The organism is Croceicoccus sp. Ery15 (assembly GCF_020985305.1).
GTDB lineage: Bacteria > Pseudomonadota > Alphaproteobacteria > Sphingomonadales > Sphingomonadaceae > Croceicoccus.
The window spans coordinates 1,468,372-1,483,519 of record NZ_CP087588.1 but is presented as its reverse complement, the minus strand read 5'-3'; the positions used below and the strand labels follow the sequence as shown (position 1 = coordinate 1,483,519).

At 59.5% G+C, this 15,148-nt stretch carries 19 protein-coding genes; 17 read left to right on the top strand and 2 right to left on the bottom strand.

Features of this window, described 5'->3' with window-relative positions:
* Positions 1 to 110: 110 nt before the first annotated feature.
* On the top strand, positions 111 to 1,004 hold the full coding sequence (locus LOZ77_RS07260; protein WP_230281479.1) for a hypothetical protein: 894 nt from the start codon (positions 111 to 113) through the stop codon (positions 1,002 to 1,004).
* Positions 1,005 to 1,015: 11 nt separating this feature from the next.
* Here LOZ77_RS07260 and LOZ77_RS07255 read toward each other — a convergent pair whose 3' ends face one another.
* The gene (locus tag LOZ77_RS07255; RefSeq protein WP_043151713.1) at positions 1,016 to 1,651 is read right to left on the bottom strand and encodes a hypothetical protein; all 636 of its coding nucleotides are present in this window, start codon (positions 1,649 to 1,651) and stop codon (positions 1,016 to 1,018) included.
* 97 nt (positions 1,652 to 1,748) lie between these two features.
* Here LOZ77_RS07255 and LOZ77_RS07250 point away from each other — a divergent pair, with 97 nt between their 5' ends.
* From LOZ77_RS07250 to LOZ77_RS07225, 6 genes are all read left to right on the top strand, one after another.
* Entirely contained in the window at positions 1,749 to 3,146 is a 1,398-nt protein-coding gene (locus tag LOZ77_RS07250; RefSeq protein ID WP_230281478.1) for a GMC oxidoreductase, read from the top strand.
* A gap of 2 nt (positions 3,147 to 3,148) precedes the next feature.
* The gene (locus tag LOZ77_RS07245; RefSeq protein WP_230281477.1) at positions 3,149 to 3,643 is read left to right on the top strand and encodes a VOC family protein; all 495 of its coding nucleotides are present in this window, start codon (positions 3,149 to 3,151) and stop codon (positions 3,641 to 3,643) included.
* Positions 3,644 to 4,144: 501 nt separating this feature from the next.
* Complete coding sequence (locus LOZ77_RS07240) at positions 4,145 to 4,477, top strand: ribbon-helix-helix protein, CopG family (protein WP_230281476.1); 333 nt, start codon at positions 4,145 to 4,147, stop codon at positions 4,475 to 4,477.
* Positions 4,467 to 5,003 carry a hypothetical protein gene (locus tag LOZ77_RS07235; protein ID WP_230281475.1) on the top strand — a complete coding sequence of 179 codons (537 nt, stop codon included), beginning with the start codon at positions 4,467 to 4,469 and terminating at the stop codon, positions 5,001 to 5,003. The genes LOZ77_RS07240 and LOZ77_RS07235 overlap by 11 nt, the downstream gene beginning before the upstream one ends.
* 17 nt (positions 5,004 to 5,020) lie before the next feature.
* A complete protein-coding gene (locus LOZ77_RS07230) occupies positions 5,021 to 5,437 on the top strand; it encodes a hypothetical protein (RefSeq protein ID WP_230281474.1) in 417 nt (138 codons plus the stop codon).
* Positions 5,438 to 5,536: 99 nt separating this feature from the next.
* Entirely contained in the window at positions 5,537 to 5,764 is a 228-nt protein-coding gene (locus LOZ77_RS07225) for a hypothetical protein (protein ID WP_230281473.1), read from the top strand.
* 4 nt (positions 5,765 to 5,768) lie between these two features.
* On the opposite strand, the gene LOZ77_RS07220 is transcribed toward LOZ77_RS07225, so the two are convergent.
* On the bottom strand, positions 5,769 to 6,326 hold the full coding sequence (locus tag LOZ77_RS07220) for a hypothetical protein (protein ID WP_230281472.1): 558 nt from the start codon (positions 6,324 to 6,326) through the stop codon (positions 5,769 to 5,771).
* Between LOZ77_RS07220 and LOZ77_RS07215 the strand changes: the two genes are divergently transcribed.
* The 10 genes from LOZ77_RS07215 to LOZ77_RS07170 all read left to right on the top strand — a co-directional run bounded on the left by LOZ77_RS07215 (position 6,325) and on the right by LOZ77_RS07170 (position 15,104).
* Positions 6,325 to 6,606 (top strand): hypothetical protein, encoded by a 282-nt coding sequence (locus LOZ77_RS07215; protein WP_230281471.1) that lies wholly within the window; start codon positions 6,325 to 6,327, stop codon positions 6,604 to 6,606. The two genes, LOZ77_RS07220 and LOZ77_RS07215, sit on opposite strands and share 2 nt — an antisense overlap.
* Before the next feature lie 100 nt (positions 6,607 to 6,706).
* On the top strand, positions 6,707 to 8,197 hold the full coding sequence (istA, locus tag LOZ77_RS07210) for an IS21 family transposase (RefSeq protein ID WP_081261070.1): 1,491 nt from the start codon (positions 6,707 to 6,709) through the stop codon (positions 8,195 to 8,197).
* Positions 8,194 to 8,961: an IS21-like element helper ATPase IstB gene (istB, locus tag LOZ77_RS07205; RefSeq protein WP_048578302.1), complete on the top strand. Its 768-nt coding sequence runs from the start codon at positions 8,194 to 8,196 to the stop codon at positions 8,959 to 8,961. Before istA ends, istB begins: the two co-directional genes overlap by 4 nt.
* A 139-nt stretch (positions 8,962 to 9,100) precedes the next feature.
* The gene (locus tag LOZ77_RS07200) at positions 9,101 to 10,114 is read left to right on the top strand and encodes a SulP family inorganic anion transporter (RefSeq protein ID WP_255671250.1); all 1,014 of its coding nucleotides are present in this window, start codon (positions 9,101 to 9,103) and stop codon (positions 10,112 to 10,114) included.
* Complete coding sequence (locus LOZ77_RS07195; RefSeq protein WP_230281470.1) at positions 10,114 to 10,269, top strand: helix-turn-helix domain-containing protein; 156 nt, start codon at positions 10,114 to 10,116, stop codon at positions 10,267 to 10,269. Before LOZ77_RS07200 ends, LOZ77_RS07195 begins: the two co-directional genes overlap by 1 nt.
* A 4-nt stretch (positions 10,270 to 10,273) precedes the next feature.
* Positions 10,274 to 11,728, top strand: a complete 1,455-nt coding sequence (locus tag LOZ77_RS07190; RefSeq protein WP_230281469.1) for a cytochrome ubiquinol oxidase subunit I — start codon at positions 10,274 to 10,276, stop codon at positions 11,726 to 11,728.
* Positions 11,718 to 12,725 (top strand): cytochrome d ubiquinol oxidase subunit II, encoded by a 1,008-nt coding sequence (cydB, locus tag LOZ77_RS07185; protein ID WP_119083558.1) that lies wholly within the window; start codon positions 11,718 to 11,720, stop codon positions 12,723 to 12,725. Before LOZ77_RS07190 ends, cydB begins: the two co-directional genes overlap by 11 nt.
* Positions 12,725 to 12,847 carry a DUF2474 domain-containing protein gene (locus LOZ77_RS07180; RefSeq protein WP_119083557.1) on the top strand — a complete coding sequence of 41 codons (123 nt, stop codon included), beginning with the start codon at positions 12,725 to 12,727 and terminating at the stop codon, positions 12,845 to 12,847. The genes cydB and LOZ77_RS07180 overlap by 1 nt, the downstream gene beginning before the upstream one ends.
* 197 nt (positions 12,848 to 13,044) lie before the next feature.
* On the top strand, positions 13,045 to 13,674 hold the full coding sequence (locus LOZ77_RS07175; protein WP_119083556.1) for a peroxiredoxin: 630 nt from the start codon (positions 13,045 to 13,047) through the stop codon (positions 13,672 to 13,674).
* Between the two features lie 77 nt (positions 13,675 to 13,751).
* Positions 13,752 to 15,104 (top strand): rhodanese-like domain-containing protein, encoded by a 1,353-nt coding sequence (locus tag LOZ77_RS07170; RefSeq protein WP_119083555.1) that lies wholly within the window; start codon positions 13,752 to 13,754, stop codon positions 15,102 to 15,104.
* The last annotated feature ends 44 nt before the right edge of the window (positions 15,105 to 15,148 follow it).

The following is a 15,148-nucleotide window of genomic DNA, read 5'->3' as shown; positions in this document are numbered from 1 at the left end:
GTCGCTTGTTGCTCGATGGACAGGTTGCAGCGGGGCTGAGTATTGGCGAAATTCGCGAGGCAGTGCTGCCCCTCATTCGCAGCAATATCTACCGGGTCGATCCGGACAAGTTGGCGATCGAGATCGACGGGCCGGATGCCTCGCATCAAGAGGTCGATCCGGATTTGGAAGTAGGGCTGCAATGGCTCGGTGTCGGCTCAGACGCAGGTTCGCGGCTCAGATTTCGCGAAGAGCGGCAGCACTTCTCGCTTGCACTTGAGGATAGCTGGTGCGGGGTATTTCTTGCCCGTCACCTTGCCACTTTGCGGGACGACGAGCCGCTCACGATCATCCACCTCGACGACCATACGGATATGATGTCGACTTTACTGGCCGTCGAAAGTGACGCGGATGGCTCGCTGGTTCTCCAAGATCCACTCTCTGGATGCGCATTCGATCCCGCTTCGCCCGCTAGCTGGCACAGCGCCATCGCCAGTGGAGCGATCAGCATAGGCTCATTCCTAACGCCGTTCTTCGCGCTTGATCGTATCGTCGAGGTGTTCCACCTAAAGGCCGACTTGGAGAAGGCCCAGTCCTTTGCGGTCGCTCCGCAAACGACAGGTCATGAGTTGCTCGCGCGGTATCGGTTCCACGCGATCGAGCTAGCCGACAGCGCCGCCGGAGAGAGCCCGCAACGCCTCTACCGGCGGTCGAACGATGCGCACCAATTGCTGGCGCATCTGGCGGAAGGTCGCCTCGCCGCGATCCATATCGACCTCGACTATTTCATCAACGATTATAACGGAAACGCATGGCAGGTGGGCGAGATCGACTTGGTTACAACGCACAAAATTGCGCTTGAGCGGCTGGATCATTTCTTCTCCGCCCTAACCCGATCTGGCGTCTCGATCGCATGCTGGACTATCGGCGTGTCGCCCGGCTTTTGCAGCGCGCGCCATTGGCGGTTCCTCATCGAACAGATCGAACGGCGAATTGCCGATCTCGAAGTCATTCTGGCGAGGTAGTCCACGCGTGGCTAATCGGGCACGGCCTCCGAAGTGAAACAGGCCGTCAGCATCCAGATATGCTCGCCCTCCTGCAAGCGATGGCGACGATGCCAGAAGCGGCTGCCATGGCCGAACATGATCGCGCCCTGCGGCGTGGCAATGGTCTTGAGCAGCGCGCCGGGAGCATCGCCTTCATCAGCGTAGACTGAAAGATTCAGGCCCGACACCTGGCTGTCGGGGCGAAGCGGCGATGCATTTAGATAAAACAGCAGGGTGACCTCGCAGTTGGAAGCATCGTCGCGGTGGGTTTCGAGGAAATCCCCCGCCTCGAAAAAGGTAAAGCAACTGGCGCCGGGGCAATAGCGAAACGGGCGCCCGAATACGGGTTCGAGCAGGGCCGCAGAGGCCATGCTGCCGAGCACGTGGACTGCTGATGGACCAAGCGATGCTACGTGCGAACTGTAAGCCAGATCGGCGCTCTCCGATACTGCGGGCTTCGCCTCGGCGCGCCTGAAACGGGCCTCCCCCGCAAGCTCTTTGAGCATTTCGGAGGGTATGGCATCAGGAAGACAATGAAACCCGAAACATTCGATGGATTGCCGGATGCCGGGCAGTTGCGCGCCATCAAGCCAGGAAATCGCGGATACCATGGCGGCCTGCGTCATATTGAGCGTTGATCCAAACGAAAAAATCGCGAAATCTATGATAACTAGGTGCTCGGTTTATGCAAGTAGGGGCAGGCGTGAGGGACGTATCGCGGGGATGACTATTACGGCAATAAATACAGCCCCCGTACACGAAGTTGCGGGCGATATTGTTGTGGTGGGCGGCGGAATGGCCGGCCTCACCCTGGCCCGCAAATTGGCTCCCGGTCGCCGCGTCATTGTGCTTGAGCGGGGCGGTCCTGGGTCAGTGCCGGTTGACCCAACCTGCGCTGACGGCGAGGTTGTCGGGTTACCCTATCCGCTTGGCGAAATCCGCGATTTTCGGCTGGGTGGGTCCAGCTCTGTCTGGGCAGGTTATATCGCGCAACTTGATCGTCGCGACTTCGCAATCGGCCTTGGAACAGAACTTGGCGGTTGGCCGATCGAATTTGACGAACTGGCTATCTACGCCGATGAAGCCGCATCATTACTTAACATTTCCAGCGCGGACTTCGCACCCGACCTGATGGATCTGCCAAAAACGCTGCGCCGGCAACTCTCTCCCCACGGGGTTGGTCCGCAGTATTGGCGCTTCAGCAAGCCCATCGTGCGGATGGGCAACGACTGGTTCCAATATCTGTCGCAAAGCCCTGAAATCGCCGTCCTGACAGGCGCACGCGCGCTCGAAATCTTACTGACCCACGCGCAGAATGAGGTCGAGGCGATCACCTGCATGGCTGCGGACGGATCGCGCTTCGAAGTTCGAGGAAGCCTTTTTGTGCTGGCATCAGGTGGGCTGGAAACGCCGCGTCTAATGTTGGCATCGCAAAGTCGGAGCCCTGCTGGCGTCGGCAATTATGAAGGGTTGGTCGGTACATGCTTCTGTGAACATCCGCACCTCACGGTTCCAGGGTTCGAACTGGCGACCGGCAGCCCACTGAACGCTTACGCGACTACCGGCGTCCTGCGCGATGGCTCGCCTGCAATCGTCAACTTTGCGCTTGATGCAGGTGCGGCAGACCTCAACGCACGAGCCCACTTTTTCCGCACGCCTGCCATGGCGGAAGACGCCGTTCCCAGACTCGGCATCTTTTGCGAGCAGTCGCCGATTATCGCGAGCAGGGTTTCTCTCGCGGACGGCTGCGATAGCAGCGGGGTGCGCAAGTTGGTGCTGGACTGGCGCATTGCTGAACAGGATATCGAGGAGTTGGCGGCCATAGCTAACAGTCTGTCTGAGGCGTTTAGTCGTGCCGGCCATGGACGCTTAGTCCGCGAGCTCCACCCAGGCGACATCGGGTCTGAGCTCATCCTGCACTCCAATCACCAACTGGGCACTACACGCATGGCCACCACCGCCAAGCAAGGTGTGGTGGACCGCAATGCCCGTGTATTCGGTGTGGACAATCTTTTCGTTGCGGGAGGTAGTATCTTTCCTAGGGTCGGCTGGGCCAATCCCACCTTTACGGTTATGCAGTGTACGCTGCGCCTTGCCGATCACATTGCGGAGTTAGTCTAAAAATGAACGCCGCCCCTCTTCAGCATCATGGCTTGTCTCACGTCGGCGTTGCTACCCACGACATGGAAGCGACTATCGCCTTTTATACCGGCATTCTCGGCTTTCCCGTCGTTGCCGATCACGTTACCGAGATTGGCCAGGGAGGAAGGGTACGTCAGGTCTATTTCGATATCGGTGCGGATACATATTTCGTGTTCATGGAATCGAAGGGCGTACCCGAAATTCCCGAGAATTTTCCGACCGGGATCAACGAAGCTCTCGGCACGCCCGCTGGGATGTTCCACTTTTCTTTCAACCTTGAAACCCGCGAAGAATTGGTAGCGCGGCAAAATGCGCTCGTTAACCAGGGTATAGAGGTGTCAGACATTATCGACCTTGGCCATGCCGATTCTATCTTCTTCTTCGACCCCAATAATCTGCAGCTTGAATTCTGCTGGCATTCTAGGCGCTTCGACGCTTCGGACATGGGCAAACGCTCCACCGCAGATCTGGCCTAGACCTGTGAATTTTGTCAGAACATCAACAAGTTTGTTGATGCCCATGCTGACCCACAGATTGCCTTAACACGATGGCTATCTGTTACCAATTTGGTCCCGGGGAGATCAAACAGCTATTCTCGACTCTTCTCCTCAAGCCCGATTTGGGCTAGGAAATTCGCGTAAAACCAAGACCTTTGCCGTCCAAATTCGAGCGGGGCAGTGGTCGATCACATCGGTCCAAATAGGGAACAACTTCGCGCACACCGTACGCGACAAATCGCAAGCGGGAGGCGGTAAAAAAGATATTAGAGACAGCGTGTTGATGGATTTTTGCAAAAATGGCGGCTTCTCAATCAGAAATGAATAGTCGCCAATTCGCCAATCGGATCTGATTGAAGGCAGCCAGAAATGGCGCATTCCTGCGCATCTCGCATGTTCTTGACATGTTCTCGTTTCTGATTTAGACAATAACTGCCTTTCGCAGTGCGTTCCGGGCTCCTGACCACAAGGAGTCCGTGCATGACACGGCCAAAATCTCTCCAGGTACATGTCACCGTCGAGCTCGCTGAGCAGGTTCGTGCTGCAGCTAAGCGGCGCGATATCAGCGTCAGCGAATGGATCCGCTCGCTGCTTTCGCAGGCATGCGAAAATGACGATCTTGCATCAAAGCTCGAAACATCTGTGGACCGCGTCAGCCGTCAATCGGTGTTCACAATGGTCGGCGTCGATGCCCTTCTCGCAGGGCATGCCGACCACGGGCTGCGTGAGCGAGCCCATCAGGCCTACGCGCGCAAATGCAAGGAACTGGGGCTCTCCGCAAACGCCGGCGAGGGAGGTTCCGATGAAGCGTAACCTCGTCAACTTCACGCGCGGAAGCCAGCTGCTCGGGCACTTCAGCTTCATGTTTGCAGCAGGTCTCAAGGGGCCGCTGATCATCGCCGCCATCGGCATTTCCTGGACTAGCTGGTGGACCATTTCGGCAGGGCTGAGCGATCACGAAGCCTACCTCGTCTGGATGCGAATTTATGCTGCCATCTACGGCTTCATGGAGTTCGATCCGGCCAAACAGGTCGCACTCGAAACGGGGTTCGGAGGAACCGTCCAGATCCCCATCATAATGCTCGATGCCTATCCGCCGGTGATCCGTGCGTGGGATCATCTGCTCGACTTGCTGGGCGATGCTCTGGTGCGTTCGGCCTTGCTTCTCGTGCCGGCCTTTGTGTTGTTCTACTGGTTCGCAGCGCGCTTCGGCAGTCGCTCGAAAGAGCGCAAGCATGAGCGCGGGGCCATGCTCGTGACACTACCGGAACTGGTCGATGAGCTGCGCGGGCACAACCAGCGCGAGCGCGCCCGAGAGGGCGTAGATCATGTCCGCTAGGCGATCGGGAAGGCCCAATGCGTCTCGTGGGTGTGGGGCATACGCTTTTCGATCGCGCTTTGAAGGAAGGAGAGGGCCTGCAAAGCACGCTGGCGATTTGCCTGCGATTGCCAGCTCCCTTGCTCATTGCTTCTGTCGAGGACCAAGTCACCGGCCAAGACCATTCGGTTACCAGGATTGTGTTGGGGGCATGGCGCGATCATGAAGGGCAGACCTATGTCCTGCGGGATTGGGAGGTTCTGCAGATGCTCAACACATTGGGACGAGCAGACAATCCCAAACCACCTTCTGTGAACGGCGAGCAACTGAAGGTACTCGAGGCGAGTCTTCTTTCGTCCATGAAGGCAAGTTTGCCAACTATCGCCGAAATGATGACCCGGCCTGGCATCCGCAGTGAGATCATGCTTCTGCCGGATGAAAACGCCGGTACGTGACCGTCCTGCCTGGGTTCTGAGGAAAGGCTGCGCGTCTCTCGTGGGGCATGTTTCTATGGCGTGGGCCCTTGTTTCTGCTATGTTCTAAGGAGAAGCGAGATGAATGCGATCATGACCAAGTTTGACATCGACACCGCTGAGCATCGTACTCCGAAGTGGGAGGGGCTGTCCGAAATCGATCAGGCGATCCGTGACAATCGCGTGATGGAGTATCGGATCAAGAAGTCTTGGGCCGATCCGTGGGGACGGAAACTCACAATCGCGGTATTTCTAATTCTCGCGATTTTCGCCTCCTTTATCCTCTACTGGGATGTCTTGAAGGGCTGAAACTCTACCATTCCTTGACGTCATCGGCTGCTTCCGCGCTTGCTCCCTGCGCTCCTTTGGTAACTGCGTCCAGACGGCCTCTGGATCCGCGGATCCGCTGGCGACCGGCATCCTGAGCGCGCAGCACTTCGTCGTGAATAGTGCCCGGGTCCAACTGCGGCACGGTTCCTGAACCCCCTCCACCAATTTGGGCGCGGCCGCGTACAGATCCGGGTCCTGTCACCGAAGGGCGCGAGATTGGCTGTCCTGGCGTTAGAACAAGCCTATCTTCGATCCCGTCGTGCAGCTGTTCCGCGTAGCTTTCTATGAATTTTCCCTGCAGCGCCTGGCCTTCCGGGCTGAGCTGGAAGGACAGGTCGTCGAAGCGGACATTGCCGTAGAAGTCGCGATTGCGTTCTATTTCGACCAAGCCCCATTCGCGGTAGGCCTGTGACAGGTTGAGGCTGCCTGCGGCGCTGTTACCTTCGAAGAACGATGCCTGGCTTTCGAGGCGGTTCGCCAGTTCCTCAGCCCGCCGTGCTTCGCGACTGTAACTCTGGGCCTCGGTCAGCGAAGCGTTCATGCCGCTCGCGGTCGACGAAATCGAGGAACTCGACGAGGTGCTGACACTGCGAACAAATCCATCGCGCGTGCTCGACCAGTTCCGACTGTCCGACATCTGCGCGAGGCTCCCGAAGATGCGTGAGCGGTCTTCGGATGCGATGCCGATGTCGCTGTCAGTCCACGATTGGTTTCGCCCGCCCTTCGCTCCGATATTCGCGGAAGCCACACCATTCGTCACACCAGCGCTGGCGCCGGCTTCGCCATTAAGGAACCAGGTGAGAACGGCGGTGCAAAATTAGACCACGGTAGCGGCGGCGAAGTGCTGCTGCGGGCGGCGTAAAAGTCGTCCACTTTTTCCCTTTTCGCGATGCTGGCGAGGAGGGATGAGGGATTTACACCGTGGAACTTTACCTGAAGGTTCGTCTTGCCTGCGCGGGCGGCATGAGCGCCCGGGCGGCAGCGAAGCATTTCAACATATCGCGCGACACGGTCCGCAAGATGCTGTCGTATTCCGAGCCGCCCGGTTACCGTCGCAGCGCCCCGGTGCGGCGACCGAAGCTGGAAGCGTTCATACCGATCATCGACGGCTGGCTGGATGGGGACCGGTCGGTCCCGCGCAAGCAGCGCCATACGGCGAAGCGTGTGTTCGATCGCCTTCGCGAAGAGCATGGCTTCACCGGAGGCTACACGATCATCAAGGATTACATCCGGGATCGGGATCAGCGCAGCCGGGAGATGTTCGTGCCGCTGGCACACGCACCCGGCCATGGGCAGGCAGATTTTGGAGAAGCTCTGGTCGAGATCGGCGGGGTGGAGCAGAAGGCGCACTTCTTCGTGCTCGATCTGCCGCACAGCGACGCCTGCTACGTACGCGCCTATCCGGCTGCCGTTGCCGAGGCCTGGATGGACGGCCATGTCCACGCCTTTGCGTTCTTCGGCGCGGTGCCGCTGTCGATCGTCTACGACAACGACCGCTGCCTGGTCTCGAAGATCCTGCCTGACGGGACGCGGCTGCGCGCGAGGCTGTTCAGCGCCTTCCTGTCGCACTACCTGATCCGTGATCGTTACGGCCGCCCCGGCAAGGGTAACGATAAGGGCGGCGTTGAAGGCCTTGTCGGCTATTGCCGGCGCAACTTCATGGTGCCGATCCCCCGGTTCCCGACATGGGAGGCGTTCAACCTGTGGCTCGAGGAGCAATGCCGCAAACGGCAGAACGACCGGCTGCGGGGCGAGAGTGAGACGATTGGCGAGAGGCTGCGGCGCGATCTGGCGGCGATGCAGGAACTGCCGGCTTCCCCCTTCGAGGCCTGTGACCAGACCAGCGGCCAGGTCTCATCGCAGGCGCTGGTGCGTTACCGGACCAACGATTACTCGGTGCCGGTGCGCTTCGGCCACCAGGAGGTGTGGATCAGGGGCTATGTCGACGAGGTGGTGATCGGTTGCCGGGGCGAGATCATTGCCCGCCATGTGCGCAGCTACGAGCGCGAGGATGTGATCTTCGATCCGATCCATTACCTTCCCCTGATCGAACAGAAGATCAATGCCCTCGATCAGGCCGCACCATTGCAGGGCTGGGACCTGCCCGAGGTATTTACAACGCTGCGCCGGCTGATGGAGACGCGCATGGGCAAGCATGGCCGGCGCGAATATGTGCAGGTACTGCGCCTGCTGGAGAGCTTCGCTCTGGCCGATCTGCATGGCGCGGTGAAGCAGGCCCTTGATATGGGCGCGATCGGCTTCGATGCGGTGAAGCATCTCCTGTTATGCCGGGTGGAGCGCCGCCCGCCCCGACTGGACATGGCGATCTATCCCTACCTGCCCAGGGCCAGAGTGGAGACAACATCGGCGCGCTCGTACATGCGGCTGTTGACCGGCGGAGCAGCGGCATGAGCAGCCAAGCTCCCGAACTGCTGCTCGCCAGCCACCTCAAGACGCTCAAGCTGCCAACCTTCCTGCGCGAGCATGACAAGCTGGCCCGGCAATGCGCAGCAGAGGGCGTAGATCATGTCCGCTACCTTGCTCGGCTTGTCGAACTGGAACTGATCGACCGGGAACGCCGGATGGTCGAGCGCCGGATCAAGGCCGCGCGGTTCCCGGCCGCCAAGAGCCTCGACAGCTTCGACTTTGCCGCCATTCCGAAGCTCAACAAGATGCAGGTGCTCGAACTGGCGCGTTGTGACTGGATTACCCGTCGCGAGAACGTCATCGCCCTTGGCCCGTCGGGGACCGGCAAGACCCATGTCGCGATCGGTCTTGGCCTGGCGGCCTGCCAGAAGGGCCTGACGGTCGGGTTCATCACTGCTTCCGCGCTGGTCAGCGAGATGATGGAGGCACGCGACGAACGCCGCCTACTGCGCTTACACAAGCAGATGACCGGCTATAAGCTTCTCATCATCGATGAGCTGGGGTTCGTGCCCCTCTCCAAAACCGGCGCGGAACTGCTGTTCGAGCTGATCTCACAGCGCTACGAACGCGGCTCGACGCTGATCACCAGCAACCTGCCGTTCGACGAATGGACCGAGACGTTCGGTTCCGAGCGCCTGACAGGCGCGCTCCTCGACCGGCTCACCCACCACGTCAGCATCCTCGAGATGAACGGCGAGAGCTATCGCCTGGCCCAGAGCCAGGCACGCAAAGCACGTCCCAACCCCTGACAGAAACGGCAATCCGGGTGTTGGCGACCCCCGCTCGGGCTACGCCCTCCCGGCGCTCGCCAACACCCGGATCAAGTGGCCTGGTTTTGCTCCGCCCAATGGACGACTTTTACGCCGCCGTTGACACCTCGTCGGTGCAATTCCGCAGGGTCTTCCGCCTTTCGCCCTGCCGTCGACCGATCTGGGTCTGATCGGGCAGCTGTGGGTTCCCGCACTGCTCATTTCGATCATCGGCTTTGTTGAAAGCGTATCGGTCGCGCAGACGCTTGCTGCGAAGCGCCGTCAACGGATTGCACCGAACCAGGAACTGATCGGCCTAGGCGCATCGAACATCGCCAGCGCCTTTTCTGGGGGCTACCCCGTCACCGGCGGATTTGCCCGCTCGGTCGTCAACTTCGATGCCGGAGCGGAGACGCCCGCAGCCGGGGCCTACACCGCCGTCGGCATCGCTCTCGCGGGACTGTTCCTCACGCCGCTTCTTTACAGCCTGCCTATCGCCACACTGGCCGCGACGATCATCGTCGCGGTGCTAAGCCTCGTCGATCTGAAAACGCCGGGGCAGCTGTGGAACTACTCCAAGGCCGACTTCGCCGCGCATATGGCGACGATCGTCATCACGCTGCTTGCAGGCGTCGAAATGGGCGTGATCGCAGGCGTCGGCGTCGGCCTGCTGCTCTATCTGTGGCGGGCCAGCCGCCCGCACGCTGCGATCGTCGGCCGTGTCCCCGAGACCGAGCACTTCCGCAATGTCGACCGGCATCAGGTTTTCACCGTCCCACACGTCCTCTCGATCCGGATCGACGAAAGCCTGACCTATCTCAATGCGCGGTGGCTCGAGGAATATGTGCTGGAGGAGATCGCCGACCGCCCCGATGTGCGGCACGTCATTTTGATGTGTAGCGCGGTCAACGAAATCGACGCATCCGGTCTCGAAAGCCTCGAAGCGATCAATCACCGCATGATCGACGCGGGGATCGGCCTTCACCTTTCCGAAGTGAAGGGTCCGGTCATGGACCGCCTGAAACGAACCCATTTTGTGGACGAGCTGAACGGGCAGGTCTTCCTGTCGCAGAACCGCGCGTTCCGGGAATTGGCGACAAACGGCGGACCACCAGCTGAACCAATCCCCGATGCTGCGAGGGGCATGATCTGATGCCTGCCATTCCTGACAAAGACACCCGCTGCCGCAAGATCGAAGCTCTGATCGCATCCGGGAATGGCGTTTGCGAGAGCTGCCGCGAAATCGGGATTTCCGAAAAGACCTTCTATCGCTGGCGCAAGGCACGCGCCGAAAAGCAACACGGATAAAGACATGTTCGAACAGCTAGATGCCCTGCTGCTGGCCCGTATCCAGTTCGCCTTCACGGTGAGCTTTCACTTCATCTTCCCGGCCTTTTCCATCGGTCTCGCAAGCTATCTGGCAGTGCTCGAGGGTCTGTGGCTCAAGACAGGCAAGGCGGTCTATCTCGATCTCTTCAAATATTGGCTGAAGATCTTCGCCATCGCCTTCGCAATGGGCGTCGTTTCGGGCATCGTGATGTCCTACCAGTTCGGCACGAATTGGTCGGTTTTCTCTGATATTGCGGGGCCGGTTATCGGCCCGCTGATGGCCTACGAGGTGCTGACCGCGTTCTTCCTCGAAGCTGGCTTCCTTGGCGTCATGCTCTTCGGCATGAACAAGGTCGGCAAGAAGCTGCACTTCGCCGCCACGCTCATGGTCGCTGTTGGCACCTTCATCAGCGCCTTCTGGATCCTGTCGGTTAACAGCTGGATGCAGACCCCCGTAGGATATGAAATCGGGGCGAACGGGCAATACCTGCCGGGTGAAAGCTGGTGGGACATCGTCTTCAACCCCAGCTTCCCCTATCGCCTGGTCCATACCGTCATCGCAGCTTACCTCACGACCGCCTTCGTGGTCGGCGGGGTCGGGGCCTGGCACCTTCTCAAGGACCGGACAAACCTGCACGCGCGCAAGATGTTCTCGATGGCGATGTGGATGGCGGCCATCGTTGCGCCGATCCAGATCTTCGCAGGCGACATGCACGGGCTCAACACCCTCGAACATCAGCCGCAGAAGGTCATGGCGATGGAAGGCCACTTCGAGAGCCATCCGGATGGTGCACCGCTGATCCTGTTCGGCATTCCGAACAGCGAGGAAAAGCGGGTCGACTACGCAATTGAGATACCCAAGGCATCTTCGCTGATCCTAAAGCATGATCTCGACGCGCCGCTCGCCGGTCTGGACACGATCCCGGACGACGAGGAACCGCCGGTCGGCATCGTTTTCTGGTCATTCCGGATCATGGTCGGGATCGGCTTTGCCATGCTCGGTATCGGAGCGTGGAGCCTGTTCGCTCGCTTCCGCAAGAGGCTCTACGAATGGCCCATGCTCCATCGCGCAGCCTTGGTCATGGCTCCCAGCGGTTTCGTGGCGGTCATCGCTGGCTGGATCACGACGGAGGTCGGCCGGCAACCGTATGTGATCTACAATCTCTTGCGCACGGCAGATGCTGCGAGTCCGCTGGATGCCCCCGCCGTCGCCGCGTCATTGCTTGCATTCGTCGTGGTCTATTTCGCAGTTTTCGGCGCGGGTGTCTGGTATATCCTGCACCTGATGCACAAGCCACCGCACGCAGGCGAACATGGCGTCAAGCGCGGGGACACCGGGCCGATCCGGACTGCTGGCATTACGCCTGGCCCATCCCAGAATCCGGGCGATCCCGACACACTTCCGCGCGATCACGAGGAGGCGACCGATGGACGTTAACTTGGACCTGACGACGATCTGGGCTTTCATCATCGCCTTCGCCGTCTTCGCCTATGTGGTGATGGACGGGTTCGACCTCGGCATCGGCATTCTTTTCCCTACCTTCGAGGTCGGGCCGGAGCGCGATCGTGCGATGAATTCGATAGCGCCGGTCTGGGATGGCAACGAGACTTGGCTGGTCTTGGGCGGCGGCGGATTGTTCGCAGCCTTCCCATTGGCTTACGCGGTGATCCTGCCCGCCACTTACCCGCTCATCATCGCCATGCTGTTGGGACTGGTGTTCCGCGGTGTCGCGTTCGAGTATCGCTGGCGCGACCCCGGGCACCGCCGATACTGGGACGCGGCCTTCACTGGCGGCTCGCTGGTCGCGGCGATGGCGCAGGGCATGACATTGGGTGCGCTTCTCCAGGGGATCGAGGTCGTGGATCGATCCTATGCGGGCAGCTGGTTCGACTGGCTCACGCCCTACACGCTGTTGACCGGCCTAGGCACAGTCGCCGGCTACGCTCTGCTTGGCGCGACCTGGCTGGTGTGGAAACTGGATGGGGAGAGTCAGCATCATGCCCGAAAGTTGGGCAAGCGGGCGGCATGGGCAACGTTGGTTTTGATGGGAGGCGTCAGCCTCTACAATGTGTTCCTGAACGCCGAATATGCCGAGCGCTGGTTGACTGCGCCGGAGATCTACTTCGCCGCGCCGGTCCCGATCCTCACAGCGGTGATTGCCGTCATGCTGCTGAGGGCTCTTTCAGTGGACCGGCACAGCAAGCCGTTCTGGCTGAGCCTTGCGCTGTTCTTCTTCGGCATGGCCGGTCTGGGCGTCACGATGTGGCCCTATGTCGTTCCACCGGGCCTCACGATATGGGACGCCGCCGCGCCCGAACGCAGCCAGATCTTCATGCTGGTTGGCGTCGCGATCACCATGCCGCTCATCATCGCATACACCGCTTGGGCTTACTGGGTGTTCCGCGGCAAGGTGGCGGATGAGGGATATCACTGATGGACGAGCCTCAGGATCGCCCACTTTGGCAGCGGCTCGGCTGGATGTTCGTGATCTGGCTCGCCAGCATAACCGTGCTGGGTCTCGTAGCCTCGGTCATCAGGTTCTGGCTGAAAGCGTAATTGACGTTATCAATGCTCAACACAGTTATAGGTATTGGTTAAGTTATGAGGTCATCATCTAAAGGAAAAGGTGTGCCTCTCCGGCCTCTCTACCCTTCTGTTTGGTTTATCACTTATCGCAATCGATAATTTGAATTGGGCAGCGTGCCTGGGTCTCTCTACAAAGGATGCATCGACACGGAACAAGGAAAATTGAAATGAGCCTTCACATCGGTGACACCGCCCCCGACTTTACCGTCGACACCCAGAATGGCGAAATCAGCCTGCACGATTGGGCTGGCGATAGCTGGGTATTCTTCTTCAGCCACCCGGCCGACTTCACCCCCGTCTGCACTACGGAGATGGGCCGCACTGCGCAGCTCGCCAGCGAGTTCGACAAGCGCAATGTAAAGCCACTCGGCCTCTCGACCGACACTGCCGAAGAACACGCCAAGTGGATCGAAGACGTGAACGACACCCAGAACACGAATCTCGTGTTCCCGATCGTCGCTGATGCCGATCTCAAGATCGCCAAGCTCTATGACATGATCCATCCGGATCAGAGCGAAACGGCGGCTGTGCGGTCGGTATTCATCATCGATCCGGACAAGAAGATTCGGCTCACCATGACCTATCCCATGAGCGTAGGACGGAACTTCGACGAGATCCTGCGCGCGATCGATGCGCTCCAGTTCAGCGACAAGCATGGCGTGGCCACTCCCGCCGATTGGCGCGAAGGCAAGGATGCGATCATTCCACCATCGGTTTCCGACGAGGATGCAAAAGCCCGCTTCCCGCAGGGCTTCACCACGCTGCGCCCCTATCTGCGCACGGTAAAAATCGATTGAGCGTGACGCGCCATCGAATCTTTTGAAAGCGGGATCGGTTCGCGCCGGTCCCGCTTTTTCCTTATGAAGGAGGCACCATGCTGCTCGAGAAAATTAAGACATCCGGACTGTCCCACCTATCCTACCTGATTGGTTCGGGCGGGAAGGCGGCCATCATCGATCCGCGCCGCGACTGCGAATGCTATGTCGAAATGGCGCGCGCCGAGGGGCTGGAGATCACTCATATCTTCGAAACCCATCGCAACGAGGATCTGGTTTCGGGGGCGCCCATCCTGAGAGATTTGACCGGCGCGCGCGTCCTGCACGGTCCCAATTCTGTGGGCACGGTCGAATATGCCGAGACGGCTCACCAAGGTGATGAGTTTGAGATCGGACAGCTGAAAATTCGGGTGCTGGAGACACCGGGGCACACGGACGATCATCTTGCTTTCGTTCTTCACGACACTGCCTATCCCGATGGGCCAGTTGGAGTGTTCACGGGAGACGCGCTGTTCGTTGGCGATGTCGGACGGACGGACTTCTATCCCGAACGCAAACGCGAGGTCGCAGGTCTTCTCTACGATTCCCTCCACAAGATTCTCGATCTTGGCGACCAGGTCATTCTATATCCTGCGCATGGAGCGGGTTCCGTCTGCGGGTCGGGAATGGCGGAACGCGAGTTCTCGACACTCGGCCATGAACGCGCGAACAATCCGCGCCTTCAATTCGAAAGCCGGGATGCGTTCATCGACTTTAAGGTGGAAGAGAACCACTACCAGCCGCCGTATTTCCGGTTGATGGAGCGCCTTAATCTGGAAGGCGGCGAAGCTGCGCCTCGTGTGATGCGACCCAAGCGCCTGTCGCTGTCCGAATTGGAAAAGCTTGACGTCGACCACTTGGTCGATGTGCGCGAGCCGCTCGCGTTTGCCTCAGGCCATCTTCGCGGTTCCATGAACCTGCCAGTCGGGATGATCTCGGCATTCGCCGGATGGTTCATCCGTGAAGGCGACAATGTCGCTCTTGTCGCTTCCGATGAAGACCAGCTCGAAGCTGCTATGACGCATCTCGTGCGGATCGCACTCGACAATATCGAAGGCGGTTATGTCGGCGTCGTGCCTGCCGCTGCCCAAGGCAAGGCGATGCGGACTATCCCGATGATCGGGACCGACGAAGTTGAACGGCGACTGGAGAGCGACGAACGTGACTGGACGCTGCTTGATGTGAGGGATGCGGACGAACGCGCGCAAAACGCGATCGAGGGTTCCGAGCATATCTACGTGGGTGAACTCAACGAGCAGTATCACGATCTCGATCTGTCACAGCATTACACCCTGATGTGTGCAAGCGGGATGCGGGCCACGGTTGCTGCAGGATGGCTTGCGAGCCGCGGCTTCGAAAAGCTGGATGTCTATCTCGGCTCCATGGGTGCATGGAAAGCGGCCCATGACTGAACCGAGCTAGGCGGAGTTCTGGAACGAGCGTTACGCAGCGGACG

What these genes read in the sequence shown, in the direction of transcription:
- LOZ77_RS07170 (WP_119083555.1), top strand. Translation starts at nt 13,752, where the DNA reads ATGCTGCTCGAGAAAATTAAGACATCCGGACTGTCCCACCTATCCTAC.
- LOZ77_RS07190 (WP_230281469.1), top strand. Translation starts at nt 10,274, where the DNA reads ATGTTCGAACAGCTAGATGCCCTGCTGCTGGCCCGTATCCAGTTCGCC.
- LOZ77_RS07250 (WP_230281478.1), top strand. Translation starts at nt 1,749, where the DNA reads ATGACTATTACGGCAATAAATACAGCCCCCGTACACGAAGTTGCGGGC.
- LOZ77_RS07230 (WP_230281474.1), top strand. Translation starts at nt 5,021, where the DNA reads ATGCGTCTCGTGGGTGTGGGGCATACGCTTTTCGATCGCGCTTTGAAG.
- LOZ77_RS07245 (WP_230281477.1), top strand. Translation starts at nt 3,149, where the DNA reads ATGAACGCCGCCCCTCTTCAGCATCATGGCTTGTCTCACGTCGGCGTT.
- LOZ77_RS07195 (WP_230281470.1), top strand. Translation starts at nt 10,114, where the DNA reads ATGCCTGCCATTCCTGACAAAGACACCCGCTGCCGCAAGATCGAAGCT.
- LOZ77_RS07175 (WP_119083556.1), top strand. Translation starts at nt 13,045, where the DNA reads ATGAGCCTTCACATCGGTGACACCGCCCCCGACTTTACCGTCGACACC.
- LOZ77_RS07180 (WP_119083557.1), top strand. Translation starts at nt 12,725, where the DNA reads ATGGACGAGCCTCAGGATCGCCCACTTTGGCAGCGGCTCGGCTGGATG.
- istB (WP_048578302.1), top strand. Translation starts at nt 8,194, where the DNA reads ATGAGCAGCCAAGCTCCCGAACTGCTGCTCGCCAGCCACCTCAAGACG.
- LOZ77_RS07225 (WP_230281473.1), top strand. Translation starts at nt 5,537, where the DNA reads ATGAATGCGATCATGACCAAGTTTGACATCGACACCGCTGAGCATCGT.
- LOZ77_RS07255 (WP_043151713.1), bottom strand. Translation starts at nt 1,651, where the DNA reads ATGACGCAGGCCGCCATGGTATCCGCGATTTCCTGGCTTGATGGCGCG.
- LOZ77_RS07220 (WP_230281472.1), bottom strand. Translation starts at nt 6,326, where the DNA reads ATGAACGCTTCGCTGACCGAGGCCCAGAGTTACAGTCGCGAAGCACGG.
- LOZ77_RS07235 (WP_230281475.1), top strand. Translation starts at nt 4,467, where the DNA reads ATGAAGCGTAACCTCGTCAACTTCACGCGCGGAAGCCAGCTGCTCGGG.
- cydB (WP_119083558.1), top strand. Translation starts at nt 11,718, where the DNA reads ATGGACGTTAACTTGGACCTGACGACGATCTGGGCTTTCATCATCGCC.
- LOZ77_RS07215 (WP_230281471.1), top strand. Translation starts at nt 6,325, where the DNA reads ATGCCGCTCGCGGTCGACGAAATCGAGGAACTCGACGAGGTGCTGACA.
- LOZ77_RS07240 (WP_230281476.1), top strand. Translation starts at nt 4,145, where the DNA reads ATGACACGGCCAAAATCTCTCCAGGTACATGTCACCGTCGAGCTCGCT.